We start from the raw sequence: 24,584 nt of genomic DNA on the forward strand, positions 1-24,584 counted from the left end.
GGTGTCATTGCGCAGGCCGGGTACAAAGCCCGGCGGAATTCCATGTTCCACCCAGTTCCTGACACAGATCGCGCTTGTTGGCACGCTCGAAGAGCACACCCGCCACGAAGGCCAGTCCCAGAAGGATCAGCAGGCGGAAGGGGCGAAACATCGGCGATCCGGAACAGGGGGAAAGCGTGCCCGGCGGGCGGGTGGGCCACCCGCCGGGACACAAAGGGCGCGGGTCTTATTCCGCGTCGCCCTCGTCACCACCAGCCGCGGCAGCGGCCTTGGCGGCTTTCTCTTCGGCGCGTTCCTTGGCTTTCTTGCCCGGCTCGGCCTTCTTCATGTTGGCGCGCTCTTTCTTCTCGACGACGCCAGCGGCTTCAAGGAAGCGCGACACGCGGTCGGTGGTCTGCGCGCCCTGGCCCAGCCAGTACTGGACGCGGTCCATGTCCATCTTCACGCGGTCTTCGCTGTCTTTCGGCAGCAGCGGGTTGTAGGTGCCCAGCTTCTCGATGAAGCGGCCGTCGCGCGGCATGCGCGAGTCGGCGGCGACGATGCGGTAGAAGGGGCGCTTCTTGGAACCGCCGCGGGCGAGACGAATTTTGATAGCCATGTGGGTTTCTCCTTGGGATGGCGTTTCAGAGACGGGGTTTGGCCCGCCTCAGGATTGGTGTTGCTTGTGATGCTGGATGACTTCCTGAATCACGAAGTTCAGGAACTTTTTGGCGAATTCCGGGTCCAGATCAGCCTGGGTCGCCAAATCCTGCAGCCGCGCGATCTGCTTTTCCTCGCGCGCGGGGTCGGATGGGGGAAGGTCGTGCTGCGCCTTGAGGACGCCCACGGCCTGTGTGTGCTTGAACCGTTCCGCCAGCGTGAAGACGAGGATCGCGTCCAGCCGGTCGATGGATCTCGCGGTGGCCTTTCAGCAACTGGGCGGCGCGTGCGACGGGGTCGGTCATCGGGGTCTCCTGGGGCGGGGTGGTTCAGTGCGAGAGGGCATGGCGTGATGCCGCGGTAGATGCGAGGGGCCAGCCCCTCGCGCTCCCCGAGGTATTTCCGGACCAAAGAAGCAAGTAGGGTCGCCTGCGACGGCCCGGGACATCAAAAGGCACAGGTCAGTCAAGGGCGAACCCCTTCGACCGGAAGAGCGGATCCCGGTAATGGGCGATTTCCATGGCGACGCCGTGGCCGATCTGGCCGCTGAGCGCCTCGGGCGTCGGGTGGCGGTAGACCGCGTCCGAGCCGTCGATGGAGGGCGCGGCGTGGTCCTTGGTGCAGCCCAGACGCTCTGCCAGGCGGATCGAGTCGAGGTTCTTGGGGTCGATGTAGCTGACTGCCGTCTGCCAGCCCATGTCGTGGTAGAAGTGTCGGCGCACGCGGTCCGTGGCCTCGAGCGCGAAGCCCTTGCCGCCCCGGTCGGGCCAGATGATCCAGGCGATTTCCCTCTCCGGCCATTTGGCCGGGAACCAGCCGCCGGCCATGCCGACGGTTTCGCCGCTGTCCCTGAGGTGGATCATCCACATGCCGAAGCCGCGGATTTCCCAATGGCCGATCTCGGCGGCATAGAGCATCCAGGTCTCGTAGGCATTGAGCGGCCCGCCCATGAACCGCGAGCGGTACGAGGCGAAGGTGGCCTTGAAATCCGGGTAGTCCTGCGGCTGCGGGGCCTTCAGGACCAGCCGTTCGGTGGCCAGTTCGGGGATCGCGGCGAAGCCCATCACGCGGCGCCTTTCCGGTGGCGGAAGACGCAGAGCGTCCGGTCCCCGATGGCGGCCTCGGCGTCCTGGTCGCGCTGCGCGCCCATGCGCTGCATCAGCGCCGTGCAGCGGCTGTTGTCGGCGGCGACATAGGAGACGACGCTGTCCCAACCCAGCGTGTCGAAGGCATGGGCGCGGGCGGCGGTCAGCGCCTCTTCGGCGATGCCCTGTCCCTCGGCGCCCTCGGTCAGGAAGATGCCCAGTTCGGCCTCGGGGTCGGCGTATTCATAGCCCAGCACCACGAAACCGGCAGAGGGCGCGGTCTGCGCGTCGATGGTCCAGAGGCCGTGGCCGTGCAGCAGCCAGCAGGCGGTGTAATTGGTGAATTCGGCCCAGTGCCTCGGCGCGGGTCATCGGGCCGCCCATGTAGCCGGCGCGGTCCGAACAGAGGATCTCGGCGTAGGAGTCGAAGTCGTAGATCCGCGGGCCGCGCAGTTGCAGCCGCCGGGTGTCGAGCACCGGCAGCCTGCCGCCCAGCCGGGCGGCGGTGCGGGCGGCGGGCCCGGGGCGGTGTATCTCGCAGGGGGCGATCATGTCGCGCCCTCCGCCGGATGGCGCCAGACCTGCGCAGGGCCGCCCAGAAGGGTGGTGTCGCGCTCGTGCGTCGCGCCGAGGCGCTCTGCCACGCGGCGCGAGGGCGCGTTGTCCGGGTGGACAAAGGAGACCAGCGGCCCGAGGCCGCGTTCCGTGGCGGCCCAGCGGCGGGCGGCGAGGGCGGCCTCTGTGGCGTAGCCCTCGGCCCTCGTGGCCCTCGAAGAGGTGCCAGCCCAGTTCCGGCTCTTCCCACATGACGTGGTCGATGACGCCGACCCGGCCCACCGGCGTGCCGTCGCGCAGCACGGTGAACATGCCGTAGCCCTTCAGCGCCCAGTGCCCCGCGGTGCCGAGGAAGCCGCGCCAGATCGGCATCTGCTCGGTTTGCTGGCCGCCGGTGAAGAAGGCGCGGGGCGAGCGGGCATAGGCCTCGACGGCGTCGAAATCCGCCAGCACCGGCGTGCGCAGGGTCAGGCGCTCGGTCGAGATGGAGAGCGCGGGCATCATGACAGCGCCTCCGGCCCGGGGTGCCGCCAGAGCTCGTCCTCGCCCATGTTGGGGTTGTGGTAGGTGCGCTCGTAAACCGCGCCGAGGCGCGTGGCGAGCGCCTTGGACCGGGTGTTCGAGGGCACGATGTTCGAGGTCAGCGTGGTCATGGCCAGCCCGTCGGGGGCATAGGCCCACTGCCGCGCGCGGGTGGCGGCCTCGAAGGCGATGCCGCGCCCCTCGAAGCCGTCGAAGACCACCCAGCCGAGTTCCGGCTCGGGCCAGCCCTCGGGGTTCCAGATGCCGCTGATCCCGGCGGCCTTGCCGGAGGCGCGGTCCTCGATGACGAAATAGCCGTAGCCGCGGATGTGCCAATGCCCGACCATCAGCGCGAACCAGCGCCAGGCGTCGCCGCGATTGTCGTAGCCGCCGAAGCCGCCGGCGCGGGCGCTGTCCATCAGGAAGGCGATCACCGGCTCGGCGTCGGCCTGTTCGGGCCCGCGCAGGATGAGGCGCTCGGCCTCGAGGCGGGGGGCGTTCGTCAGGGTCATGGCCGGTCTCCTCGGGCGCGGGGAAGGCCGTTGCAACGGCCTTCCGACGCCGCAGGACTGCGGCGTGAAAGCGCCTTGCAGGGCGCTTGGCTGCGTGCAGAGGCCAGCGGCGCGCTCATGCGTAGGCCTCCGCGCTGCCGTCCGCATCGGGGCGGTGGCGGTAGACGATGGTCTCTGCCGGGGTCTCGCCCTCGGGGAGCGGGGCGTCGGGGTCGGGCGTGGCGCCCAGCCGTTCGGCCAGCGCGATGGACCGGCTGTTGCCGGGGGTGATGTAGGACACAAGCGTTTCACGCCCCTGCGCCCAGGCCCAGTGCAGCGCCGCGGTCGCGGCCTCCTGCGCGTAACCCTTGCCCTCGGCGGAGGCGACCAGCGTCCAGCCCAGTTCGCATTCGGGGTAGTGCGGCGGCTGCAGCAGGGACACCTGTCCGACAAAGGTGCCGTCGCGGGTTACCACAGCCCAGTGCGCCATGGCCGAGCAGATCCCACATGCCCACCTCGGAGGCCAGCCACCGCCAGGCCGAGACGCGGTCCAGCGGCCCGCCCATCCAGGCCGAGCGGTCGTCCGCGAAGACGTCGCAGAGGGCGTCGAGGTCTGCCATCACATGGGCGCGCAGGCGCAGACGGGGCGTGGAGAGGGTCGGGGCTGACATCGGTCGGGTCGGTGCGTGGCTGCTGTCGGATGCCTCCGGCGGGAGGTATTTCCGCCAAGAAGAAGCGAGGGCCTTGCCTGTCCTTTCGGGCTTGGGGTTACGGGGTGCCGATCGGGGTTCGGCGGATCATTTCTTCTTGCCGAAGCCCGAGAGGCCGGGGGCAGGCCGCCCCCGCCGCCGAGGCCGGGCAGGCCGCCGGGCATGCTCTTGCCCATCTGGCGGGCGGCGGCCTCGAGCGCCTTGGGGTCCATCTGGCCGGCCATGTCGGACGGAGCGCCATCCTTGCCGAACATGCCCTTCATGGCCTGTTTCAGCATGCCGCCCTTGCCCATCTTGCCCATCTTCTTCATCACGTCGGACATCTGGCGCTGCATCTTCAGCAGCTTGTTGAGGTCGCTGACCTCCATGCCGGAGCCTGCCGCGATGCGTTTCTTGCGGCTGGCCTGAAGGATCTGCGGGTTGGCGCGTTCCTTCTTGGTCATCGAGTTGATCAGCGCGATCTGCTGGCTGAGGACCTTGTCGTCCATGCCCGCGTCGCCCATCTGCCCGGACATCTTCTGCGCGCCGGGGAGCATGGACATCATGCCCTCCATGCCGCCCATCTTGATCATCTGCTCAAGCTGCATCTTCAGGTCGTTCATGTTGAACTGACCCTTCTGGAAGCGCTTCATCATGCGCTCGGCCTGTTCGGCCTCGAGCGTCTGTTGCGCCTTTTCCACCAGGGAGACGATGTCGCCCATGCCGAGGATGCGGCCCGCGACCCGTTCCGGCTCGAAGGTTTCCAGCGCGTCCATCTTCTCGCCAAGGCCGACGAAGCGGATCGGCTTGCCGGTGACCGCGCGCATCGAGAGCGCCGCGCCGCCACGACCGTCGCCGTCCATCCGGGTCAGCACGACGCCCGAGATGCCGATGCGGTCGTCGAAGTTCTGCGCCGTGTGCAGCGCGTCCTGACCGGTCAGGCCATCGACCACCAGAAGCGTCTCGCGCGGGTTGGCGACGTCGCGCACCGCCTCGACCTGTGCCATCAGCTCTTCGTCGATGCTGAGGCGTCCGGCGGTGTCCAGCATGTAGACGTCGTAGCCGCCGAGGCCGGCCTGCGTCTTGGCGCGTTTGGCGATGGCGACCGGGTCCTCGCCCTTGACGATGGGCAGGGTGTCGACGCCGATCTGGGTGCCGAGGATGGCAAGCTGTTCCATGGCCGCCGGGCGGTTGACGTCGAGCGAGGCCATCAGGACCTTCTTGCCGTCACGCTCTTTCAGCCGTTTCGCCAGCTTGGCGGTGGTGGTCGTCTTGCCGCCGCCCTGCAGGCCGACCATCAGGATCGGCGCGGGCGGGTTGTCGATGCGCAGGCGGCCCGGGTCTTCCTCGCCGCGCAGCACCTCGATCAGCTCGTCGTGGACGATCTTCACGACCTGCTGGCCGGGGGTGACGGATTTCGTCACCGCGGCGCCGGTGGCCTTCTTCTCGACCGCCTTCACGAACTGGCGGGTGACCGGCAGCGAGACGTCGGCCTCCAGAAGGGCGACGCGGACTTCGCGCAAGGCGGTGCGGACGTCATCCTCGGACAGGGCGCCCTGCTTGGTCAGCCGGTCGAAGACGCCGCCCAGGCGTTCGGAGAGATTTTCGAACATGAGGGAGACCCTCCTTCTGTCTGTCTCGGGTACCTCTCCAAGGTAGGCGGAGCGGACCGGCTTCTCAATCGCGGCGGGTCAAAGCACGAGAGCCCCCGTGGGCGCAACGCGCTGACGGAGGGCGATCCCGGGCCATGCCCATGGGACCGGAAGACACAGGGGGCTTCCGGGATTGGGCGGGGTTTGCAGGAAACGGGCCATAAAGTCAAGGGTGCGCCGGGGTCATCGGGTGTGGCGCGGGGGCGGAGGGCCTGCGGTTGTGGCGGCGTGGGCGGTGGGCGCCGCCCGGCGCTGTGTGAGCGCAAGGCGTGGCGCCGACCGGGGCCTGGGGGCAGAGGGGCGGCCGGGGGGGCGGGCCGTTCTGCTCCGATACGGGATCGCATTGCCGGGCAGGGCGCGGTGTGGCAGGTTCTGGAAACCGTTCCCCCGCTGTTCAAGAGCGCCCGTTCATGCCCGCAAGCTACAGGATCGTCCCGCAGCTGAACCTGTACCTGGTCGCGTTCCGGGGGGACATCACCGTCGATCAGAACATGGAGGTCTACCGGGCCTATCGCGCCGATCCCCTGTACGACGGCGGGCAGCATCTGCTGCTGGACGCGGAAGACTGCCGGTTCCCGGAGAACTTCTTTGCCGAGGTGCAGCGCATCGCGATGCGGATGACGCCCTACAGCGAGGCGCGCGACCCCCGGGCGCGGACGGCGATCTACGCGCCGCAGAAGGTGGCCTTCGGGATTTGCAGGCTGTACCGGGACGCGGTGAAGGACAAGATCCCCTACCACCTTGGCGTCTACCGCGACCCTGTCGAGGCGCTGGAGGCGCTGGGGCTGGATGTGCGCGACCCCGAGGTCCGGGGTCTGCTTGGGGCGCGCCGCACGGGTTTCGGCGCCCGGTGACGGAGGCCGCAGCCCGCGCGGGCAGGGGGCTGGATGGCAAGGGGTCTGCGCCCCGGTCGCGGGCCGCAGTTTTCCACCCTCCGCCGGTCGGCCACGCCGCGGGTCCGGCCCGCGACGCGGGTGCAGGTGTCAGGCGGCGAGGCCTTCGATATCGGTGTCGGCGCGGGCCGAAGAGGCCGTGGCGTCCACCATCTGCCGGTCCGAGCGCACCACCTCGGATATCGGTGATGCCCATGAAGCCCAGCATGTGGCGCATGTAGGGCGTGGCGAAGTCGATGGGGCTGTCGACCTCGGTGCCGCCGGAGGCGACGGCAAGGATGGCGCGCTTGCCTTTCAGCAGGCCTTCGGGGCCGGCCTCGGTATAGCGGAAGGTGACACCGGCGCGGGCCACCTGATCGACCCGTGCCTTCAGGCCCGTGGGAACGCCGAAGTTGTAGACCGGCACGCCGATCAGCAGGGTGTCGGCGGCCTTCAGCTCTGCGATCAGGTCGTCAGACAGGGCCAGCGCGGCGCGGTGCGCGTCGGTGCGGTCCGCTTCGGGGGTGAAATTCGCGGCGATCCAGTTGGCGTCGATCAGCGGCAGGCCGCCGGACAGATCGCGCGTGACGGTCCGTGCCGGGGCCAGCTTGGCGGCGATGCGATCGGTCAGGGCGCGGCTGGTCGAGCCTTCGGTGCGGGCAGAGGCGTCGATGCGCAGGAGGGTATCGGTCATGGTGTCCTCGTTGGGGCTTGTGCAATTGCGGCATAGATTGCCCCTTGCGTGCGCGAACGCAATCGGCGCAAATGCAAGGTGAGTGTTTATCCTTGCACAGGTGGCCAGATGGAAAACTGGGACGAGGTGCGCACCGCGTACCAGGTGGCGCGACTGGGAACGGTCAGCGGAGCGGCAGAGGTGCTGGGCGTTCACCACGCCACGGTGATCCGTCACATCGACGCGCTGGAGGGGCGGCTGGGCGTGAAGCTGTTCCAGCGCCATGCCCGTGGCTATACCGCGACCGAGGCGGGCACCGACCTCCTGCGCGTCGCGCAGACCACCGACGACCAGCTTCAGCAGCTGGAGGGGCGGATACGCGGACGCGGCTCGGATGTGTCGGGCGAGTTGGTGGTGACCTCGCTGGTCTCCTTCGCGCCCTTGCTGGTGCCCGCGCTGACCTCTTTCCGCGCGGCTTACCCCGAGGTGACCGTGCGTTTCCTGACCGGCGAGCGCCTGTTCCGGCTGGAGTACGGCGAGGCCCATGTGGCGCTGCGCGCGGGCAAGGCGCCGGAAGAGCCGGACAATGTGGTGCAGCGGTTCAAGGCGCAGCAGGTCGGGCTTTATGCCACCAAGGGCTATATCGCGCGGATGGGCCGCCCCGAAAGCGAGGAAGACCTCGCCCGCCATGAATTCGTGGCCCATGACAATGCCGACAGCCGCGCGCCCTTCCTGCTTTGGCTGGCCGAGAAAGTGCCGCGCGATCGCGTGGTCTTTCGCAGCAGCGATCCGCGGGTGATGGACATGGCGGTTCTGGCCGGGGCCGGAATGGGCTTTCTGAACATGCGCGACGCGGCGCAGCACCCGGACCTCGAACTGATCCACGGACCCAACGAGGCCTGGGAGTCGAACCTCTGGCTGGTCACGCATGTCGATCTGCACCGGACGGCCAAGGTCCAGGCCTTCCTGAAGCACCTCAAGGCCTTCGCGGAAGAGACCTGCCGGGAATGACAGAGGCGCAAAAGGGCCATGCGGCGATGCTGGGCTACGCGGCGGTTGTGGCCGGGTCCTTCTCGCTGGGCAGCATGGTCGGCCCCCACATAGAGCCATCGGTCCTGAACGCGGTGCGCTTCGTACTGGCGGCGGCGCTGCTCTGGGGCATGGCGCTGGCAACCGGGGGTGTCTCGCGCAGGGTCGCTGCGGCGCCCTGGCGCTACTTTGTCCTGGCGGGGCTTTTCGCGCTCTACTTCGTGACCATGTTCGAGGGGCTGAAGACCGCCGAGCCGGTCAGCATGGCGGCGGTCTTTACCCTGAACCCGGCGCTGACTGCGGTCTTCGGCTACCTGCTGTTGCGGCAGGTCACGACGGCGCGCATGGCGCTGGCCATCGTCGTGGGCGGGCTGGGGGCGCTGTGGGTGATCTTCCGGGCCGACCTTGGCGCGCTTCTGGCCTTCGAGGTCGGGCGCGGCGAGGCGATTTATTTCTGGGGCTGCATCGCACATGCGCTTTATGCGCCGCTGCTGCGCAAGCTCAGCCGTGGAGAGCCCGCGCTGGCCTTCAACGCGGGGATCGTGACGGCGGGGGCGGTGATCCTGTGTCTTTGGGCCGGGCCGCGCGTGCTGGCGACCGACTGGGCGGCGATGCCGCCGGTGGTCTGGGTCACGCTTCTTTACGTCACGCTTTTCGCCACGGCGCTGAGTTTCACGATCCTGCGCTACGCCGCGCTGCGGCTGCCCTCGGCCAAGGTGATGGCCTATACCTACATCGTGCCGTCCTGGGTGATCCTGTGGGAGCTGGCGCTTGGGCGCGGCGTGCCTTCGGCGCTGGTGCTGCCGGGCGTGACGCTGACCGCGCTTTCGCTGCTGCTGCTTCTGAAGGACGAAGAGGCCCCGGCCTGACGGGCGGGAACGAAGCGGCCCGGTCCGGCGTTGGCCCCGCAGAAATGGAACGGGAGACAGCACCATGGTGCGCAATATCATCTACATCATCGGTCTGGTCGTGGTTGTCGTGGCGGTGATCCGCCTTGCGGGCCTCGCCTGATCCGACGGCCCGCGGTTGGTGGTGTCGAGCCCCCCAAGGCGGGGTCGCGCGCCGCCAACGGGCCATGCGGTCCTGTGCCTGCAAAAGCCCCCGATGCCTGCGTCGTAACCTGAAGGCGGCAGCGTCAAGGCTGCGGCGTCGGGACGGGCGGTACGGGTCCTCGGCGCCCCGCACCCTGCGGGCCTGAGCGGGCCTGACGGGGCGGGACCGGGATCGGCGCCGACAGGGCCGGGCCGCCCGTTCTACCGGTCAGCCGCATGGTTGCGCCTTTTCCGAGGCCGGGGACCGGCAGCGGAAAGGGGGCATCAATCCGGCTGGCGCAGTTCCTTTTCCAGAAAACGCTCGAACCCGTCGAGGTCGAGCTGGTCGAACTGTCCGAAGCCCTGCATCCAGACCGAGGCATCGCGCAGCGCGTCCGGTTCCAGCTTGCACCACTTCACGCGCCCGCGCTTTTCCTGACTGATCAGACCGGCATTGGTCAGCACGCCCAGGTGCTTCGAGATCGCGGCAAGCGAGACGTCGAAGGGCTCGGCCACATCCGTCACCGCCATGTCGTCCTCCAGCAGCATCGTCAGGATGCGGCGGCGCGTGGGGTCCGCAAGGGCGGCAAAGACGATATCGAGGCGGGTGCTCATGACCCTGCGATAGCGGCAAACGACGGGTCTGCCTAGAGCATGCCTGGGCTGGCCCGGTGGCGGTGCTGCCGCACGCTCAACTCTGCGGTTGAATATGCCGGACGGCGCGTAGGGCGGGCGGTTGCGCCTCTCCTACCGGTCGTGGCTCTTGGGTGTGGCCTGGAAGTCGTGCAATATCAACATCTTGCGGAAAAGGTCGCAGCGACGAACACGGCGTTGACTCGGGGCGCCCCTCCGCTTAGCACCATGGCGAACCTGAAGGGACCCTCCCGCGTGGCCGACCCCGATCCGAAACGGCAGTTAGAAGATCTGGATGCCCGGCTTTCGGCGCTGAAAGCGGCGCAGAAAAGCGAGAAGGCCCACCAGGAAGAGCACTACAGCCAGGCGCAGGTTGCCTGGCGGATGGTGACAGAGATGGTGGCCGGTCTGGGGATCGGCTTTGGCATCGGATACGGGCTGGACTACGCCTTCGGCACCACCCCGTTTCTCATGGTGCTGTTTACATTGCTGGGCGTCGCGGCGGGCATCAACGTGATGCTGCGGACCGCGAAAGAGGTCCAGGCGACACAGATGGGCGCGCAGGCGGCCCGGGACAAGACAGGCGGCCCCGACGGGGGCGAGCACGAGGGGAAGTGACAGATGGCGACAGAGACGGACACCCACGCGGCGGACGTGGCCGCAAATGTGGCCCACGCAGCGGACGCTGCGGCGGCTGACGGCGGCTCCAGCCTCGTGTTCCACCCGATGGATCAGTTCATCGTCAAGCCGCTCTTCGGCTATGGCGAAGTGGGCATGTTCACCATCACCAACGTGACGCTCTGGCTGTTCCTCGCGATCGTCGCGATCTTCGGCCTGATGGTGCTGGGCACCTCGCGCCGCGCCGTCGTGCCCTCGCGCAGCCAGTCCATCGCCGAGCTGGCCTATGGCTTCGTCCACAAGATGGTCGAGGACGTGACCGGCAAGGACGGCCTGAAGTACTTCCCGTACATCATGACGCTGTTCATGTTCATCGTCTTCGCCAACTTCCTTGGCCTGCTGCCGATGTCCTTCACCACCACCTCGCATTTCGCCGTGACCGTGGTGCTGGCGCTGGCGGTCTTCCTGACCGTGACGGTGCTGGGCTTCGTCAAGAACGGCGCGGGCTTCCTGTCGCTGTTCTGGGTCGCCTCGGCGCCGCTGGCGCTGCGACCGATCCTCGCCATCATCGAGATCATCTCGTACTTCGTGCGTCCGGTCAGCCACTCGATCCGTCTTGCCGGCAACCTGATGGCCGGTCACGCGGTGATCAAGGTCTTCGCGGGCTTCGCGGCCATCGTCGCGGTCTCGCCCATCGCCATCGTCGCCATCGTCGCGATGTACGGGCTGGAGATCCTCGTGGCCTTCATTCAGGCCTACGTCTTCACGATCCTGACCTGCGTCTACCTGAAAGACGCGCTGCATCCGCATCACTAAGGGCGATGGGCCGCGGGCCCGTCCACACCACTGAACAACCCGATCCATCCACTTCCAATCGTAAGGAGAATTCACATGGAAGGCGATCTCGCACACATCGGCGCAGGCCTCGCAGCAATCGGTTCCGGCGCAGCCGCAATCGGTGTGGGCAACGTGGCTGGCAACTTCCTTGCCGGCGCTCTGCGCAACCCCTCGGCGGCTGCCTCGCAGACCGCGACCCTCTTCATCGGCATCGCATTCGCGGAAGCGCTGGGCATCTTCGCCTTCCTCGTTTCGCTGCTGCTGATGTTCGCCGTCTAAGCCAGTCTTTTCCGACTGATCCTTACGCGCGGGCGGTTCGGGGCCAAATGCCCTGAATCGCCCGGACGACGATCCCGAAATCCCTTCCGACGGAGGACAACATGGCGACTGAAACCCCCGGGGCCGATCACGCCGCACAGGCCGTCAGCGCCTGCGTCGATTCATACGGGTCTGCCATCGGCATGCCGCAGCTTTGCGGCGAATGGATCGGCAACCAGGTGTTCTGGCTGATCATCACGCTGGTGGTGATCTACTTCATTCTGGCACGCATCGCGCTGCCCCGCATCGCCTCTGTCCTGGCCGAGCGTCAGGGGACGATCTCGAACGACATCGCCGCCGCCGAAGCGCTGAAGCGCAAGGCAGAAGAGGCGGAAAAGGCCTATGACAAGGCCCTCGCCGACGCCCGCACCGAAGCGCAGGTGATCGCGCAGAAGACCCGCGACGACATCAAGGCGGACCTCGCCAAGGCCATCGAGAAGGCCGACGCAGAGATCGCCGCGAAATCCGCCGAATCCGAGCAGGCGATCGCCGAGATCCGCGCAAGCGCGCTGGAGAACGTGCAGGTCGTCGCCAAGGACACCGCCGCCGCCATCGTGCAGGCGCTGGGTCACAAGCCGGATCAGGCCCGCATCGACGCCGCCGTCGACGCCCGCATGAAAGGCTGAACCGCGATGAAAAAGCTTGCCATTCTCGCCCCCGCCACCCTGATCGCCGCACCGGCACAGGCTGCGTCCGGCCCCTTCTTCTCGCTGGCCAACACCGACTTCGTGGTGCTGATCGCCTTCATCCTGTTCCTCGCCGTGCTGGTCTACTTCAAGGTGCCCGGCATGCTGGGCAAGCTGCTGGACAAGCGCGCCACGGACATCCAGTCGGAACTGGACGAGGCCCGCACCCTGCGTGAAGAGGCGCAGGCGCTTCTGGCCTCCTATGAGCGCAAGAGCCGCGAAACCCAGGAGCAGGCCGACCGCATCGTCGCCCATGCCAAGGCAGAGGCCGAGCAGGCCGCCGTTCAGGCCCGCGAGGACCTGAAGCTCTCCATCGAGCGCCGCCTGCAGGCCGCCGAGTCGCAGATCGCCTCTGCCGAAGCCTCGGCCATCAAGGACGTGCGCGACCGCGCCGCCGCCGTGGCCGTGGCCGCTGCCCGCGAGGTGGTTGCCGAGCAGATGAGCGCCGAGGACCGCAACCGGCTCATCGATGATCTGATCGCGACGGTGGGTGCCAAGCTGCACTGATCCGCCGTCCGGCATCCCGACACAAAAAGACCCGGCCTTCCCGCGAAGGCCGGGTCTTTTGCTGTGTGGGGGCAGGGGGGCAACACGGGGCGCCCCTGAACAGGCCCCCTGAAAATGACAAACCCCCGAAAGGCCTGGGCCCCGGGGGTCGTCGTGTGACTTCAGTGCTGAAGACGGTGCTTTAGCTCAGAGGAGCCCTTCGCGCTGGGCCTTTTTACGAGCCAGCTTGCGGGCGCGGCGAATCGCCTCGGCCTTTTCACGGGCCTTCTTCTCGGAGGGTTTCTCGAAATGCTGCTTGAGCTTCATTTCGCGGAAAACGCCTTCGCGCTGCAGCTTTTTCTTCAGGGCGCGGAGCGCCTGATCGACATTGTTGTCGCGAACACTGACCTGCATGTGGTTGTCACCACCTTTCTAGATTGAAGTTGCAAGGAATTGCAGGAGGTGGCCGTATAGCAAGCAATGCCCTATTTGTCCAGTACGAGCGCTGCGACCCAAGGAGACCGCCATGCCAGACACGACCGACCGCCTGCTGGACGCCATCCTGCCCCATGTGCCCTTCGACGGCTGGACCGAAACCGCCTTCCGCGCCGCGCTGGCCGAGGCCGGTGTCGACCCGGTGGTGGGGCGGGGCCTCGTGCCGCGCGGCGCCCTGGACCTCGCGGTGGCCTATCACCGCCGGGGTGACGCGGCCATGGTACAGGCGCTGTCCGCCGCCGATCTCGAGGGCATGCGCTTCCGCGACAAGGTGGCCCATGCGGTGCGCCTGCGGCTGGAACAGGCCGGCGACAGGGAGGTGGTGCGCCGCGGCACGACCCTGTTCTCTCTGCCCCACCACGCGCCGGAAGGCGCCCGGCTGCTCTGGGGCACGGCGGATGCCATCTGGACGGCTCTGGGCGATACCGCCGACGACGTGAACTGGTACACCAAGCGGGCGACCCTGTCGGGCGTCTACGGCGCCACGGTGCTGTACTGGCTGGGGGACGATCTGCCCGATCATGCCGATACCTGGGCCTTCCTCGACCGCCGCATAGCGGACGTCATGCAGATCGAGAAGGCCAAGGCCCAGCTGCGCGACAACCGCGTCCTCGGAACGCTCCCGGCCGGGCCGCTGAAGCTGATGGAACGGATCCGCCCGCCCGCAGCGCAGCGGCGCGACGATCTTCCGGGCGGCCGCCCCCTGGCCTGACGCGCCGCCGCCCCAGACGATCCAGCCCCCTGTGCTTCTTCTTGGCAAAAATACCCTCGGGGGTCCGGGGGCTGGCCCCCGGTCGCTGCCTTGCCACCGGCGCAGCAGCTGATAGCACTGAAAGAAACGGAGCCGATCCATGACAGATACCATGCGCGCCATAGAAATCACCGAAGCGGGCGGACCGGAGGTCCTGCGCCTGACCACGCGGCCCGTGCCGCGCCCCGCCGCCGGGCAGGTGGTGATCCGCACTGCCTACGCCGGGGTCAACCGACCGGATGCGCTGCAGCGCGCGGGCAGCTACGCCCCGCCCCCCGGCGCTTCCGACCTGCCCGGGCTCGAGGCCTCTGGCGAGGTGGTGGCCGTGGGTGCGGGGGTGGACTGGCCGCAGGTCGGCACGCAGGTCTGCGCGCTGCTGCCCGGTGGCGGCTACGCGGAATACGTGGCCACGCCCGCCGCGCATTGCCTGCCGGTGCCCGAGGGCATGGACCTGAAACAGGCGGCCTGCCTGCCGGAAACCTTCTTCACCGTCTGGACCAATGTCTTCCAGCGCGGCGGGTTGCGCGCTGGCGAACGCTTCCTCGTGCACGGCGGGTCCAGCGGCATCGGCACCACGGCGATCCAGCTCGCGGCGCATTTCGGCGCGCGGGTCTTCGCCACGGCGGGGTCGGCGGATAAATGCGCGGCCTGTACCGGGCTCGGCGCCGAACGGGCGATCAACTACCGCGAGGAGGATTTCGTCGAGATCCTGCGTGCCGAGGGCGGCGCGGACCTGATCCTCGACATGGTCGGCGGCGATTACCTGCCCCGCAACGTGAAGGCCCTCGCCGACGACGGGCGGCTGGTGCAGATCGCCTTCCTGCAGGGCCCGAAGGTGGCGCTGAACTTCGCGCAGGTCATGACGCGCCGCCTGACGATCACCGGCTCGACCCTGCGGCTCGCAGAGCGACCTGGCCAAGGCCCGCATCGCCGAGGCGTTGCGCGCCGAGGTCTGGCCGATCCTTTCGACCGGGCGGATCGCGCCGGTGATGGATTCCGAGTTCCCGCTGGACAAGGCCGCCGAGGCGCATGCGCGGATGGAAGGCTCCACCCATATCGGCAAGATTGTCCTGAAGGTGGCGTGACCGGCTCGGGTGGGTCTGTGACCCACCCATGCAGGGCGCAGGCGGGTCACGGACCCGCCCTGCGGGTTCAGCGCCAGTCGAAGAAGCCGGGTCCGGCCCGTTCCAGAAGCTCTGCGGCAAGGGCGCGGCCCATGGCGGCGCCCTCGGCTACGGGGCCGCTGCGTGTGCCGGCGTGGGCGACGGAACCGTCGGGCCGCAGGACCTGCCCGCGCAGGTGCAGCCTGTCGCCGTCAAGCTCTGCCAGCCCGGCAATCGGCGTCTCGCAGGACCCGTCCAGCGCGGCAAGGAAGGCGCGTTCCGCGGCAAGGCGCTGCGCCGTGGGGGTGTCGTGGATCGCGGCCAGCATCGCCGCCACGCGGGCATCCTCGGCGCGGCGTTCGATCCCGATGGCGCCCTGCGCGATGGCGGGCAGCATGTCCTCGGGTGCGATCGGGGTGGCGGGCACCTCGGTCAGCCCCATGCGCTTCAGCCCGGCGCAGGCGAGGAAGGTTGCCTGTGCGACCCCGTCTTCCAGCTTCTTCAGGCGGGTCTGCAGGTTGCCGCGGAACTCGACCACTGTCAGGTCGGGCCGCCGGTGCAGCAGTTGCGCGCGGCGGCGCAGCGACGAGGTTCCTACCACCGCGCCCTGCGGCAGCCCCGCGATGCCGCCGCCCGCCGGGCTGATGAAGGCGTCGCGCACGTCCTCGCGCGGCAGGTAGCAGTCCAGCACAAGGCCCGGGGGCTGCTCGGTCGGCATGTCCTTCATGGAATGCACGGCGATGTCGATATCGCCCGCCGCCAGCTGTTCCTCGATCTCGCGGGTAAACAGACCCTTGTTGCCGATCTCCTTCAGCGGGCGGTCGGCCTCGATCATGGCGCGGTTGTCGCCGGTGGTCTTGATCACCACGATCTCGAAGGCCTCTTCCGGCAGGCCATGGGCCGTGGCGAGGCGTGCGCGGGTTTCATAGGCCTGGGCCAGCGCCAGCGGAGAGCCGCGGGTGCCGATGCGAAGCGGGGCGTCGAGGGTGGGCAGATCGGTCATGGGCCATGGCTTAGCGCGGGTCGCGGGGAAAGGGAACACGGGCTTTGCCCTGCGACACCTTGGCCCGGAGAAGGCCCGGGTTACCTTGCCCGGGAGCGCGCGGCTTGACACGCGCGCGGGCAGGGCCGAGACCCATGGCCAAGAGAGAGGTACAGAGCATGACGAAAACCATCCTGCGGGCCCTCGCGGGCGAAACCCTTCCGGTGCCGCCGATCTGGATGATGCGGCAGGCCGGGCGTTACCTGCCCGAATACAAGGCCACCCGCGCCGAGGCCGGGGACTTCCTGTCGCTGTGCTACAACCCCGAGCTGGCCACCGAGGTCACCTTGCAGCCGCTGCGGCGCTACGGCTTTGACGCGGCGATCCTGTTTGCCGACATCCTGCTCTTGCCGCAGGCGCTGGGGGCCGACCTGTGGTTCGTCACCGGCGAGGGGCCGCGGCTGTCGACCGTGACCACGCAGGCGGATTTCGACAAGCTGGGCCGGGGCGAGATGATCCACGACAGGCTGTCGCCGATCTACCAGACGGTGCGCAACCTGTCGCAAAGGCTGCCGGAGGACGTGACGCTGATCGGCTTCGCCGGGGCGCCCTGGACCGTGGCGACCTATATGATCGCCGGGCAGGGGACCGAGGGACCGGGGGCCGGCGCATGCGCTGAAATCCGAGAACCGCCCGCTCTTCGAGGCGCTGATCGAGCGGCTGACCGAGAGCACCATCGACTACCTGTCGGAACAGGTGAAGGCGGGCGCCGAGGTGGTGAAGCTCTTCGACAGCTGGGCCGGATCGCTGAACGGCGAGGACTTCCGCCGCTACGCGCTGGAGCCCGCGCGGATCATCACGCAGGAGCTGAAATCGCGCTTCCCCGGCCTGCCGGTCATCGCCTTCCCGCGCGAGGCGGGCGAGGGCTATATCGGCTTCCACGAGGCGACGGGCGCCGATTGCGTGGCGCTGGACAACTCCGTGACGCCGGAATGGGCGGCGGAAAAGGTGCAGGTCTCGGGCTGCGTGCAGGGCAACCTTGCCAGTGCCCATATGGTCACCGGCGGCGAGGACCTGGTGCGCGAGACGCGCCGCGTGGTCGAGGCCTTCTCGGGCGGCCCGCATATCTTCAACCTGGGCCACGGGATCACGCCGGACGCGAAGCCGGAGAACGTCCAGCTGATGATCGATACGGTGCGCGGGACGTGAAGGCGGTGGGGGCTCTGCCCCCGCTTCGCTCCCCCGGGATATTTGGGGACAGAAGAAACGGAGGCGCCTCGGGCACTGGCTGGCCCTTCGCCTGGCCGTTCGGTTTCTACCGGCGGCCCCAGCTGGCGCGGCGGTCGGGGGCGGGCGCGGATTTCTGCTGTTCGCGGATGAAGACGAAGAGGCCCGCGCCGACGATCAGGGCGCAGCCGGCCCATGTGGCGGCAGAGGGCCATTCGCCGAAGACGGACCAGCCCCAGAGGATCGCCAGCGGCAGGCCGATGTATTCGAAGGGCGCGATCACGGCGGCATTGGCCATGCGGTAGGCGGCGCTGAGGCAGTAGCCCACGACGCCCGAGCAGAGGCCGAGGGCCACGAAGACCGGCCAGTCGCCCGGCGCGGGCCATTCCCAGTGCGCGCAGCAGGAAGGTCAGGCTTTGGTTTGTCGTGGCCTCGGCGAAGCGGCTCGTCGCCCGCCACGAGGAAGAAGCCTGTCGAGACGATGAGGAAGGTGCCCTGCGTGTAGACCGCCATGGCCGAGGCCCGGGTCGTCACGCCAAGGCGGCGCGTCAGCACCTGCATCAGCGCGTAGAGCAGCGCCGCGATCACCGGCAGCAGCAGCACGAGGCGCGAGACCCCGGGGTCGGACGTCCACGGCTGTTGCATGAGGGCGACGCCGATCAGGCCGATCAGCACGGCGGTCAGGCGCGGCGCGCCGACCTTTTCGCCCAGCATCGGGATCGACAGCAGCGTGATAAACAGCGGCGCCACGAAGAACAGCGCCGTGGCCTGCGCCAGCGGCAGCACCGCGACGGCGGCGTAGAAGGTCATGTTGGCGCCCACCACCAGTGCGCCGCGCAGGGCGTGGATGGCGGGGGTCTTCGTGCGCAGGATGGAGGGCCCGCCTTCGGCCATGACGAAGCCCATGGTGAAGACCAGGCCGATGGCGGAGCGGAAGAACACCATCTGGTGCAGCGGGTATCCCGCCGACAGCACCTTGATCAGCAGGTCGTTCACAGAGATCACCGCGACGCCGAGGCAGATCAGCGCGATCCCCAGCGTCGGGCGGTCCGTGGCTTGGGTCATGCCCCCGGGCTACGCGCTGGCGCGGCGCCGCGCTATCCCGAAAGCGACAGAAACTGGCAGCTGCACAGATCCTGTGCCTTGCATGGCGAACCGATCCGTCTAGTTTTCGCCCACACTTGAGAACGGAGGCCCGAGGATGGCCATGGTCGATGTCCGCGATGTGCGGAAGGTTTACGACGGCGGGTTCGAGGCGCTGAAGGGCGCCTCTCTGCAGATCGAAGAGGGCGAGATCCTTGCCCTGCTCGGCCCCAACGGGGCGGGCAAGACAACGCTGATCTCGGCGATCTGCGGCATCACGGTGCCGAGTTCGGGGTCGATTTCCGTGGGTGGCCATGACGTGGTCACGGATTACCGCGCCGCGCGCAACCTGATCGGGCTGGTCCCGCAGGAGATCAACCTGGAACCCTTCGAGAAGGTCCACAACACGGTGCGGTTCTCGCGCGGGCTGTTCGGCAAGCGCCACGATGCGGAGTTGCAGGAAAGGCTGCTGCGGCAGCTGTCGCTGTGGGGCAAGCGCGATGCGCAGGTGAAGGAGCTGTCGGGCGGCATGAAGCGCCGGGTGCTGATCGCCAAGGCGCTGGCGCATGAGCCCCGGGTGCTGTTCCTCGACGAGCCGACCGCGGGCGTCGACGTGGAGCTGCGGCGCGACATGTGGAACATCGTGGCCGAGCTGAAGGCGCAGGGCGTGACGATCATCCTGACCACCCATTACATCGAAGAGGCCGAGGCCATCGCCGACCGCATCGCTGTGATCAACAAGGGGCAGGTGCTGCTGGTCGAGGACAAGGCCAGCCTGATGACCCGCATGGGCCGCAAGGAGCTGCGGATCGACCTCTACGAGCCGATCGCGGAGATCCCCGGGACGCTGGCGGACCATGACCTGACCCTGTCGCAGGACGGGCAGGCGCTGACCTATGCTTATGACACGCAGGCCGACCGCACCGGCATCGGGCGGCTGATGGCAGCCCTGTCGGAGGCAGGGCTGGCGGTGCGCGACGTGTCGACCGCGCAGAATTCGCTGGAGGATATCTTCGTGAAACTCGTCGCCGAGCAGGCCTCCGGTCAGGAGGATGCGGCATGAACTGGACCGCCGTCCTGTCGATCTACCGCTTCGAGATGGCGCGGTTCTTCCGCACCATCCTGCAAAGCTTCATCTCTCCGGTGATCTCGACCTCGCTGTATTTCGTCGTTTTCGGCGCCGCCATCGGGTCGCGCATCGACGAGGTCGAGGGCGTCAGCTATGGCGCCTTCATCGTGCCGGGCCTGATCATGCTGAGCGTCATGAGCCAGGCGATCTCGAACGCCTCCTTCGCGATCTACTTCCCGAAATTCATCGGCACGATCTACGAGTTGCTCTCGGCGCCGATCAACTTCCCGGAAATCGTGTTGGGCTATGCCGGCGCGGCGGCGACCAAGGCGTTGTTCATCGGGGTGGTGATCCTTGCGACCTCGGCGCTTTTCGTCGACCTGCAGATCCTGCACCCGGTGGCGATGCTGGCCTTCCTGGTGCTGACCTGCATCAGCTTCTCGCTCTTGGGCTTCATCATCGGCATCTGGGCAAAAAGCTTCGAGCAGTTGCAACTGGTGCCGCTTCTGGTGGTGACGCCGCTGGTCTTCCTTGGCGGCTCCTTCTACTCGATCTCGATGCTGCCGCCGGCATGGCAGACGGTGACGCTGTTCAACCCGGTGGTCTACCTCGTGTCCGGCTTCCGCTGGAGCTTCTTCGGAATGGCGGATGTGCCCGTGGGCCTGTCGCTGCTGGCAATCCTCGGCTTCACGGCGCTCTGCCTCGGGGTGATCTGGTGGATCTTCCGCACCGGCTGGCGAGATCCGCAGCTGAGGGCGCCATCCGGGGCGGGCGAGACCCGCCCCGTGGGGTGTCGTGGCGCCTGACCCGGTCAGTCCAGAAACATCGTTTCGACAGGGGCGGGGCGCGGCGCGGGGTCCGGCTGGGACAGGCTCTGCGACAGCAGCATTGCGCCGCCCAGCAGGGCGATGGAGGACACGGGAAGGATAAGGACGAGGGGGTTCACGGCGGCTTTCTCCGGCGGGTGGCGTGTCAGGGGTGATACGCAGGGCCGCCGGGCGTCCGTCGAAGATTATGCCACCGCGACCTGACCGCGTCCGCGCAGGGCCATGTCCGTGACGATGCCGCCCGCCCACATCGCGCAGAGCGCAACCCATGCCGTGCCCGCAAAGACCGAGGCCCCGGTGACGCCGTTGCCGATGGCGCAGCCGCCTGCCAGCATCCCGCCGAATCCCATCAGCGCCGCGCCGACCATGGCGTTGCGCATGGGGGTCGGGCCTTCGAACCCCTGGAACCGCAACTCTCCGGCCAGCAGGGCCGAGAGGAAAGAGCCCAGCACCACGCCGGGCACGAGGCCGATGTCGAATTCCAGCGCCGCATGGCGGTCGAGGAAGAACATCAGCGTATTGGCGGAGGGGCCGGTGAAGGTCAGGCTTTCGACGGCGACCGGCTCGAAGGCGGACAGCGACAGCGCGTAGGTCAGATACCACCCCAGTGCCCCGGCAAAACCCACGCCCGAGGCGAAGACCAGCCGCCGCGCGCCGATCCGGTTGCGGCGCGACAGGACCAGCGCCAGCAGCGCCGTGGCCAGCCCAAGCACCAGCCCGGCGCCCTCGGGCAGGTGCAGGGCGGGCAACAGGTCGAGGTTGCGGCTCGCCCGGCGTGATCCAGAGCGCGGCCAGCCGGTCGCGCAGCGGTGCCAGCCAGCCGGTCAGCGCCATCTGCGCCACCACCGCGAAGATCAGGCCCGACACGACAGAGCGCAGGTTTCCGGTTGCCGCCAGCACCAGCAGGCGGCCCGAACATCCGCGCGCCAGCACCATGCCGGCGCCGAACAGCAGCCCGCCGATCACCGCGCCGGACCAGCTGCCGGGGACGGCCAGCATCCGCGCGTCGCCGACCTCGAACAGGCCCAGCAGGCGCGCGCCCTGCACCCAGACCAGCGCGGTCGAGAAGGTCAGAAGCCAGACTGCCACCTTGTCGCCCAGCCCGCCGCGCGCGAATTCGACCACCGCCGCCCGCAGGCAAAAGCGCGAGCGCTGCGCCGCCACGCCGAAGACGACGCCGGTGATCAGTCCGAAAAGCGCCGCCGTGGGCGCCTCTCCGATCCGGTCGAGCAGCGGAACGATGTCCATGAGGGCCTCCTGTCCCGAGGGAATGCGGAGGATATGGCAGGGGCAGGGCGCCCGCGTCTTGATACAGATCAGGAAAGGCGAATGTTTTCCCGCTGTCCCGCTGTCCCGCTGTCCCGCTGTCCCGCTGTCCCGCTACCCGGCTGGCGGTTCGGTGTCGCGTGATCCGGGAGGTGGCCGCGCCCGGTCGCAAAGGCGGCGTTGCCGGGTCAGGCCAGCGGTGTCGCCAGATACAGCGCCTGTCCCCGGGGCAGCATGCGGTGGTCGCGCAGGGCCTGCCAGCCGCAGGCGCGGGCGATCTGCGCCACGTCGTGAGCCAGCACATGGTAAGGCGGGCGCAGGGCATGGGTCACCACCCCGTCGGGCTGGCGCACCGGACCGGCGGCGGCCTCGGCATCGGGGGCGAGGAAGACGGTGAAGAAGACCGTTTCCAGCGCGGGAAAGCGGCGCAGGTTCGTCAGCGCGCGCGGCAGGTAGCCCGGCGGCAGATGCGGGAAGACCGCGAAGGCGATGGCATGGGTGATCGTGTCGGGCAGGCCGGGGAAGGCGAACACCGCATCCTCGATCAGGTGGCTTTCCGGCAGGCGTCCGGGGTCGTCCAGTTCCATGGCGTGCCCGGCCAGCAGCAGCGCCCGCGAGGCGTCGGTGGCGTGGTAGTGGCCGGGGTCGAGCCAGGGCACCGCCTTGCAGCCCAGCCGCAGGGCACCCGCGCCGATATCCAGCAGGTGGTGATGCGGCTTCAGCCCGTGATCGCGCAACAGGGCCATCTGCGCCCGGCCGGTTTCATCCCAGCGCCCGCCGACGATGGCGCGGTGACGGCCCTCTGCGATGGCCTTGGCGTGGAAATCCTGTGCGTCATACGGGTTGATCATGACGCGGCCTCTGCGCCCGCCGCATGCGCCCGTCAAGCGAAACCGCATGCAGGCCCGCCTTTGTGGGGCGCGCCCGACATGCACCGTCGCTTCCGGCGCAGACTCGCGGTGCCCGGCGGGCCTATCTGTAGGGCCATGAGGGGCTGGCAGAGGTCTGGAGGCGCGGCGATGACGGAGGGAAGCGACGGGCTGCAGGGGGATGGCGCCGCGAGCGGGCTGGCCGGTCTTGCGGGGGTGCTGGCGGCCATGCCGGTCGTGGCCAATGCGGACCACGCCCCGCTGGAAGGCGGAGAGGATCCGGCCTTCGGCACCCTGCGCTGGCGCACGCTGTTCAGCGCCGACCGCACCGCCACCAGCGGCATGACCATGGGCGTCGCCGAGTTCGGCCCCGGGGGCACGCTGCTGCCGCACCGCCACGGCCCGGCAGAGATCTACTACGGCCTCTCGGGGCGGGGCACCGTCACCGTGGACGGCGTCGGGCATGACCTGACGCCGGGCGTGGCGCTGTTCATCCCCGCCGAGGCCGAGCACGGCACCGTGGCGGGCGACGCGGGGCTGCGCTTTCTCTACGTCTTCCCGCGCGACAGTTTTGCCGAGGTCGAATACAGGTTCAGCGCGTCCACGGCCTGAGCCTTGTGCGCTGGCGCAGGCAAAAGCCTCTCGCCAGTGCCCGGTTCCCGGCGTAAGGCAAAAGCCATGACACCGGTTCCCCTGCACGAGGCGCGGGCCCTGCCGATCTGGCGGCGCCCGCGCACGCTCCTTTTCATGATGGCCATTGCCATGCCGCTCAGCTTCGCCACCTGGTCGGCGCTGCTGAATAACTTTGTCATCGAGGTCGCGGACTTCGACGGCGGCGATATCGGCTGGCTGCACACGGTGCGCGAGATCCCGGGTTTCCTCGCCATCGGGGTGATCCTCGTGATCATGGTGATGCGCGAGCAGGTGCTGGCGCTGCTGTCCCTTGCCCTTCTGGGGGTGGCGACGGCGGTCACGGCGTGGTTCCCGACCATGGGCGGGATCCTCTTCATCACGCTCTTCAGTTCCATCGGGTTCCACTACTACGAGACGGTGAACCAGTCGTTGCAACTACAATGGCTGAGGAAAGAGGTGGCGCCGCAGGTGCTGGGCTGGCTGATCGCCGCCGGATCGGGCGCCACGCTGGTGGCTTACGGGCTGATCGTCATGACCTGGGAGGCCTTCGGCCTGTCCTACAACACGGTCTACATGGCCTCGGGCGGGGTGACGCTGCTGATCGTGGCCTATTGCGCGCTGGCCTTCCCGCAGTTCGAAAGCCCCAATCCGCAGGTCAAGAAGTTCATCCTGCGCAAGCGCTACTGGCTGTATTACGCGCTGCAGTTCATGTCGGGCGCGCGGCGGCAGATCTTCGTGGTCTTCGCGGGCTTCATGATGGTCGAGCGGTTCGGCTTCGAGGTCCACGAGGTGACGGCGCTCTACCTGATCAACCTCGTCGCCAACATGGTGATCGGCCCGGTCTTCGGGCGCGCGGTGTTCAAGTTCGGCGAGCGCAACACGCTGACCTTCGAATACATCGGGCTGGTGGGGGTCTTCCTTCTGTATGGCGGGATCTACTGGTTCGGCTGGGGCGTGCTTCTGGCCTCGATCCTCTATGTCGTGGACCACATGTTCTTTGCCATGGCGCTGGCGCTGAAGACCTACTTCCAGAAGATCGCCGACCCGGGCGATATCGCGCCCACCGCCGCCGTGGCCTTCACCATCAACCATATCGCGGCGGTCTTCCTGCCTGCGGCGCTGGGGGTCCTCTGGCTGGTCTCGCCGGGCTCCGTGTTCCTTCTCGCGGCGGGGATGGCGGCCACCAGCCTGTGTCTGGCGCTGCTGATCCCGCGCCACCCCGAACCGGGCAACGAGACGATCTTCTGCCGGATGCAGGCGGCTCCGGCGGAATAGGCGACGGCGGAGGGGGCTCTGCCCCCCGGCCTGCGGCCTCCCCCGGGATATTTGCGGACAGAAGAAGGGCGGGACGCGCTTCTCTGGAGGGTTGGTCCTTCTCGGCCTCCCGGCGCGGGATCAAGGCGGCGCCGCCGCGCATCCTGCCGGTGGCGCGGCGCATGGCCTCGGGCCAGGCTTCGCAGCGC

General features: G+C 68.3%; 27 protein-coding genes and 6 pseudogenes. 15 read left to right on the forward strand and 18 right to left on the reverse strand.

Annotated elements, in window-relative coordinates:
• Positions 1-4: 4 nt before the first annotated feature.
• From ABFB10_RS11290 to ffh, 9 genes and pseudogenes are all read right to left on the reverse strand, one after another.
• A complete protein-coding gene (locus ABFB10_RS11290; RefSeq protein ID WP_347166603.1) occupies positions 5-151 on the reverse strand; it encodes a hypothetical protein in 147 nt (48 codons plus the stop codon).
• A gap of 75 nt (positions 152-226) precedes the next feature.
• A complete protein-coding gene (gene rpsP / locus ABFB10_RS11295; protein WP_023851136.1) occupies positions 227-598 on the reverse strand; it encodes a 30S ribosomal protein S16 in 372 nt (123 codons plus the stop codon).
• 48 nt (positions 599-646) lie between these two features.
• Positions 647-944, reverse strand: a pseudogene (locus ABFB10_RS11300) (chorismate mutase).
• Positions 945-1,100: 156 nt separating this feature from the next.
• Complete coding sequence (locus tag ABFB10_RS11305) at positions 1,101-1,703, reverse strand: GNAT family N-acetyltransferase (protein ID WP_347167999.1); 603 nt, start codon at positions 1,701-1,703, stop codon at positions 1,101-1,103.
• Positions 1,703-2,044, reverse strand: coding sequence for a GNAT family N-acetyltransferase (locus tag ABFB10_RS11310; RefSeq protein WP_347168000.1), 342 nt, complete (start codon positions 2,042-2,044; stop codon positions 1,703-1,705). The genes ABFB10_RS11305 and ABFB10_RS11310 overlap by 1 nt, the downstream gene beginning before the upstream one ends.
• Entirely contained in the window at positions 1,968-2,783 is an 816-nt protein-coding gene (locus tag ABFB10_RS24120; protein ID WP_430523011.1) for a GNAT family N-acetyltransferase, read from the reverse strand. The genes ABFB10_RS11310 and ABFB10_RS24120 overlap by 77 nt, the downstream gene beginning before the upstream one ends.
• Complete coding sequence (locus ABFB10_RS11325) at positions 2,780-3,313, reverse strand: GNAT family N-acetyltransferase (protein ID WP_347166604.1); 534 nt, start codon at positions 3,311-3,313, stop codon at positions 2,780-2,782. Before ABFB10_RS11325 ends, ABFB10_RS24120 begins: the two co-directional genes overlap by 4 nt.
• Before the next feature lie 115 nt (positions 3,314-3,428).
• Positions 3,429-3,782: a GNAT family N-acetyltransferase gene (locus ABFB10_RS11330; RefSeq protein WP_347166605.1), complete on the reverse strand. Its 354-nt coding sequence runs from the start codon at positions 3,780-3,782 to the stop codon at positions 3,429-3,431.
• A gap of 307 nt (positions 3,783-4,089) precedes the next feature.
• A pseudogene (gene ffh, locus ABFB10_RS11335) lies at positions 4,090-5,594 on the reverse strand (signal recognition particle protein).
• 449 nt (positions 5,595-6,043) lie between these two features.
• On the opposite strand from ffh, the gene ABFB10_RS11340 reads away from it, so the two are divergent.
• On the forward strand, positions 6,044-6,487 hold the full coding sequence (locus tag ABFB10_RS11340; RefSeq protein ID WP_347166606.1) for a hypothetical protein: 444 nt from the start codon (positions 6,044-6,046) through the stop codon (positions 6,485-6,487).
• Positions 6,488-6,758: 271 nt separating this feature from the next.
• On the opposite strand, the pseudogene ABFB10_RS11345 reads toward ABFB10_RS11340, so the two are convergent.
• A pseudogene (locus ABFB10_RS11345) lies at positions 6,759-7,199 on the reverse strand (FMN-dependent NADH-azoreductase); the annotation flags it as partial.
• A gap of 108 nt (positions 7,200-7,307) precedes the next feature.
• On the opposite strand from ABFB10_RS11345, the gene ABFB10_RS11350 reads away from it, so the two are divergent.
• Both ABFB10_RS11350 and ABFB10_RS11355 read left to right on the forward strand, forming a co-directional pair.
• Positions 7,308-8,189, forward strand: a complete 882-nt coding sequence (locus ABFB10_RS11350; protein ID WP_347166607.1) for a LysR family transcriptional regulator — start codon at positions 7,308-7,310, stop codon at positions 8,187-8,189.
• Entirely contained in the window at positions 8,186-9,076 is an 891-nt protein-coding gene (locus ABFB10_RS11355) for a DMT family transporter (RefSeq protein ID WP_347166608.1), read from the forward strand. The genes ABFB10_RS11350 and ABFB10_RS11355 overlap by 4 nt, the downstream gene beginning before the upstream one ends.
• A gap of 447 nt (positions 9,077-9,523) precedes the next feature.
• Here ABFB10_RS11355 and ABFB10_RS11360 read toward each other — a convergent pair whose 3' ends face one another.
• Complete coding sequence (locus ABFB10_RS11360) at positions 9,524-9,853, reverse strand: ArsR/SmtB family transcription factor (protein ID WP_347166609.1); 330 nt, start codon at positions 9,851-9,853, stop codon at positions 9,524-9,526.
• A 273-nt stretch (positions 9,854-10,126) separates the two neighbouring features.
• On the opposite strand from ABFB10_RS11360, the gene ABFB10_RS11365 reads away from it, so the two are divergent.
• The 5 genes from ABFB10_RS11365 (at position 10,127) to ABFB10_RS11385 (ending at position 12,837) form a co-directional block, all read left to right on the forward strand.
• A complete protein-coding gene (locus ABFB10_RS11365) occupies positions 10,127-10,489 on the forward strand; it encodes an AtpZ/AtpI family protein (RefSeq protein WP_347166610.1) in 363 nt (120 codons plus the stop codon).
• A 3-nt stretch (positions 10,490-10,492) separates the two neighbouring features.
• Positions 10,493-11,305, forward strand: coding sequence for a F0F1 ATP synthase subunit A (locus ABFB10_RS11370; protein WP_347166611.1), 813 nt, complete (start codon positions 10,493-10,495; stop codon positions 11,303-11,305).
• A 75-nt stretch (positions 11,306-11,380) separates the two neighbouring features.
• Positions 11,381-11,605 (forward strand): F0F1 ATP synthase subunit C, encoded by a 225-nt coding sequence (locus tag ABFB10_RS11375; RefSeq protein WP_005981269.1) that lies wholly within the window; start codon positions 11,381-11,383, stop codon positions 11,603-11,605.
• Between the two features lie 101 nt (positions 11,606-11,706).
• The gene (locus ABFB10_RS11380) at positions 11,707-12,270 is read left to right on the forward strand and encodes a F0F1 ATP synthase subunit B' (protein WP_206563181.1); all 564 of its coding nucleotides are present in this window, start codon (positions 11,707-11,709) and stop codon (positions 12,268-12,270) included.
• A 6-nt stretch (positions 12,271-12,276) separates the two neighbouring features.
• Complete coding sequence (locus tag ABFB10_RS11385; protein WP_347166613.1) at positions 12,277-12,837, forward strand: F0F1 ATP synthase subunit B; 561 nt, start codon at positions 12,277-12,279, stop codon at positions 12,835-12,837.
• 186 nt (positions 12,838-13,023) lie between these two features.
• On the opposite strand, the gene rpsU is transcribed toward ABFB10_RS11385, so the two are convergent.
• A complete protein-coding gene (rpsU, locus tag ABFB10_RS11390) occupies positions 13,024-13,230 on the reverse strand; it encodes a 30S ribosomal protein S21 (RefSeq protein WP_005614280.1) in 207 nt (68 codons plus the stop codon).
• Positions 13,231-13,342: 112 nt separating this feature from the next.
• Between rpsU and ABFB10_RS11395 the strand changes: the two genes are divergently transcribed.
• Both ABFB10_RS11395 and ABFB10_RS11400 read left to right on the forward strand, forming a co-directional pair.
• On the forward strand, positions 13,343-14,023 hold the full coding sequence (locus ABFB10_RS11395) for a COQ9 family protein (protein WP_347166614.1): 681 nt from the start codon (positions 13,343-13,345) through the stop codon (positions 14,021-14,023).
• A 139-nt stretch (positions 14,024-14,162) separates the two neighbouring features.
• Positions 14,163-15,147 (forward strand): annotated as a pseudogene (locus tag ABFB10_RS11400) (NAD(P)H-quinone oxidoreductase).
• Between the two features lie 67 nt (positions 15,148-15,214).
• On the opposite strand, the gene hemC reads toward ABFB10_RS11400, so the two are convergent.
• Positions 15,215-16,168, reverse strand: coding sequence for a hydroxymethylbilane synthase (hemC, locus tag ABFB10_RS11405; protein WP_347166615.1), 954 nt, complete (start codon positions 16,166-16,168; stop codon positions 15,215-15,217).
• 158 nt (positions 16,169-16,326) lie between these two features.
• On the opposite strand from hemC, the pseudogene hemE reads away from it, so the two are divergent.
• Positions 16,327-17,356: pseudogene (gene hemE / locus ABFB10_RS11410) on the forward strand (uroporphyrinogen decarboxylase).
• 106 nt (positions 17,357-17,462) lie between these two features.
• Here the strand turns inward: hemE and ABFB10_RS24125 are convergent.
• Both ABFB10_RS24125 and ABFB10_RS11415 read right to left on the reverse strand, forming a co-directional pair.
• Positions 17,463-17,702: a hypothetical protein gene (locus ABFB10_RS24125; protein WP_430523012.1), complete on the reverse strand. Its 240-nt coding sequence runs from the start codon at positions 17,700-17,702 to the stop codon at positions 17,463-17,465.
• Positions 17,654-18,439, reverse strand: coding sequence for a DMT family transporter (locus ABFB10_RS11415; RefSeq protein WP_430523013.1), 786 nt, complete (start codon positions 18,437-18,439; stop codon positions 17,654-17,656). Before ABFB10_RS11415 ends, ABFB10_RS24125 begins: the two co-directional genes overlap by 49 nt.
• A gap of 136 nt (positions 18,440-18,575) precedes the next feature.
• On the opposite strand from ABFB10_RS11415, the gene ABFB10_RS11420 reads away from it, so the two are divergent.
• Both ABFB10_RS11420 and ABFB10_RS11425 read left to right on the forward strand, forming a co-directional pair.
• Positions 18,576-19,520: an ABC transporter ATP-binding protein gene (locus tag ABFB10_RS11420; protein WP_347166616.1), complete on the forward strand. Its 945-nt coding sequence runs from the start codon at positions 18,576-18,578 to the stop codon at positions 19,518-19,520.
• Positions 19,517-20,332, forward strand: coding sequence for an ABC transporter permease (locus tag ABFB10_RS11425; protein ID WP_347166617.1), 816 nt, complete (start codon positions 19,517-19,519; stop codon positions 20,330-20,332). Before ABFB10_RS11420 ends, ABFB10_RS11425 begins: the two co-directional genes overlap by 4 nt.
• A gap of 5 nt (positions 20,333-20,337) precedes the next feature.
• Here ABFB10_RS11425 and ABFB10_RS11430 read toward each other — a convergent pair whose 3' ends face one another.
• The 3 genes and pseudogenes from ABFB10_RS11430 to ABFB10_RS11440 all read right to left on the reverse strand — a co-directional run bounded on the left by ABFB10_RS11430 (position 20,338) and on the right by ABFB10_RS11440 (position 22,470).
• Positions 20,338-20,472, reverse strand: a complete 135-nt coding sequence (locus tag ABFB10_RS11430) for a hypothetical protein (RefSeq protein WP_347166618.1) — start codon at positions 20,470-20,472, stop codon at positions 20,338-20,340.
• A 66-nt stretch (positions 20,473-20,538) separates the two neighbouring features.
• Positions 20,539-21,601, reverse strand: a pseudogene (locus ABFB10_RS11435) (YeeE/YedE family protein).
• A gap of 206 nt (positions 21,602-21,807) precedes the next feature.
• On the reverse strand, positions 21,808-22,470 hold the full coding sequence (locus ABFB10_RS11440; RefSeq protein WP_347166619.1) for a class I SAM-dependent methyltransferase: 663 nt from the start codon (positions 22,468-22,470) through the stop codon (positions 21,808-21,810).
• A 168-nt stretch (positions 22,471-22,638) separates the two neighbouring features.
• Between ABFB10_RS11440 and ABFB10_RS11445 the strand changes: the two genes are divergently transcribed.
• Both ABFB10_RS11445 and ABFB10_RS11450 read left to right on the forward strand, forming a co-directional pair.
• Positions 22,639-23,100 (forward strand): cupin domain-containing protein, encoded by a 462-nt coding sequence (locus ABFB10_RS11445; protein ID WP_347166620.1) that lies wholly within the window; start codon positions 22,639-22,641, stop codon positions 23,098-23,100.
• 66 nt (positions 23,101-23,166) lie between these two features.
• The gene (locus ABFB10_RS11450) at positions 23,167-24,396 is read left to right on the forward strand and encodes an MFS transporter (RefSeq protein ID WP_347166621.1); all 1,230 of its coding nucleotides are present in this window, start codon (positions 23,167-23,169) and stop codon (positions 24,394-24,396) included.
• Positions 24,397-24,584 lie beyond the last annotated feature (188 nt).

This window comes from Ponticoccus litoralis (genome assembly GCF_039769985.1).
Classification (GTDB): domain Bacteria; phylum Pseudomonadota; class Alphaproteobacteria; order Rhodobacterales; family Rhodobacteraceae; genus Ponticoccus; species Ponticoccus litoralis.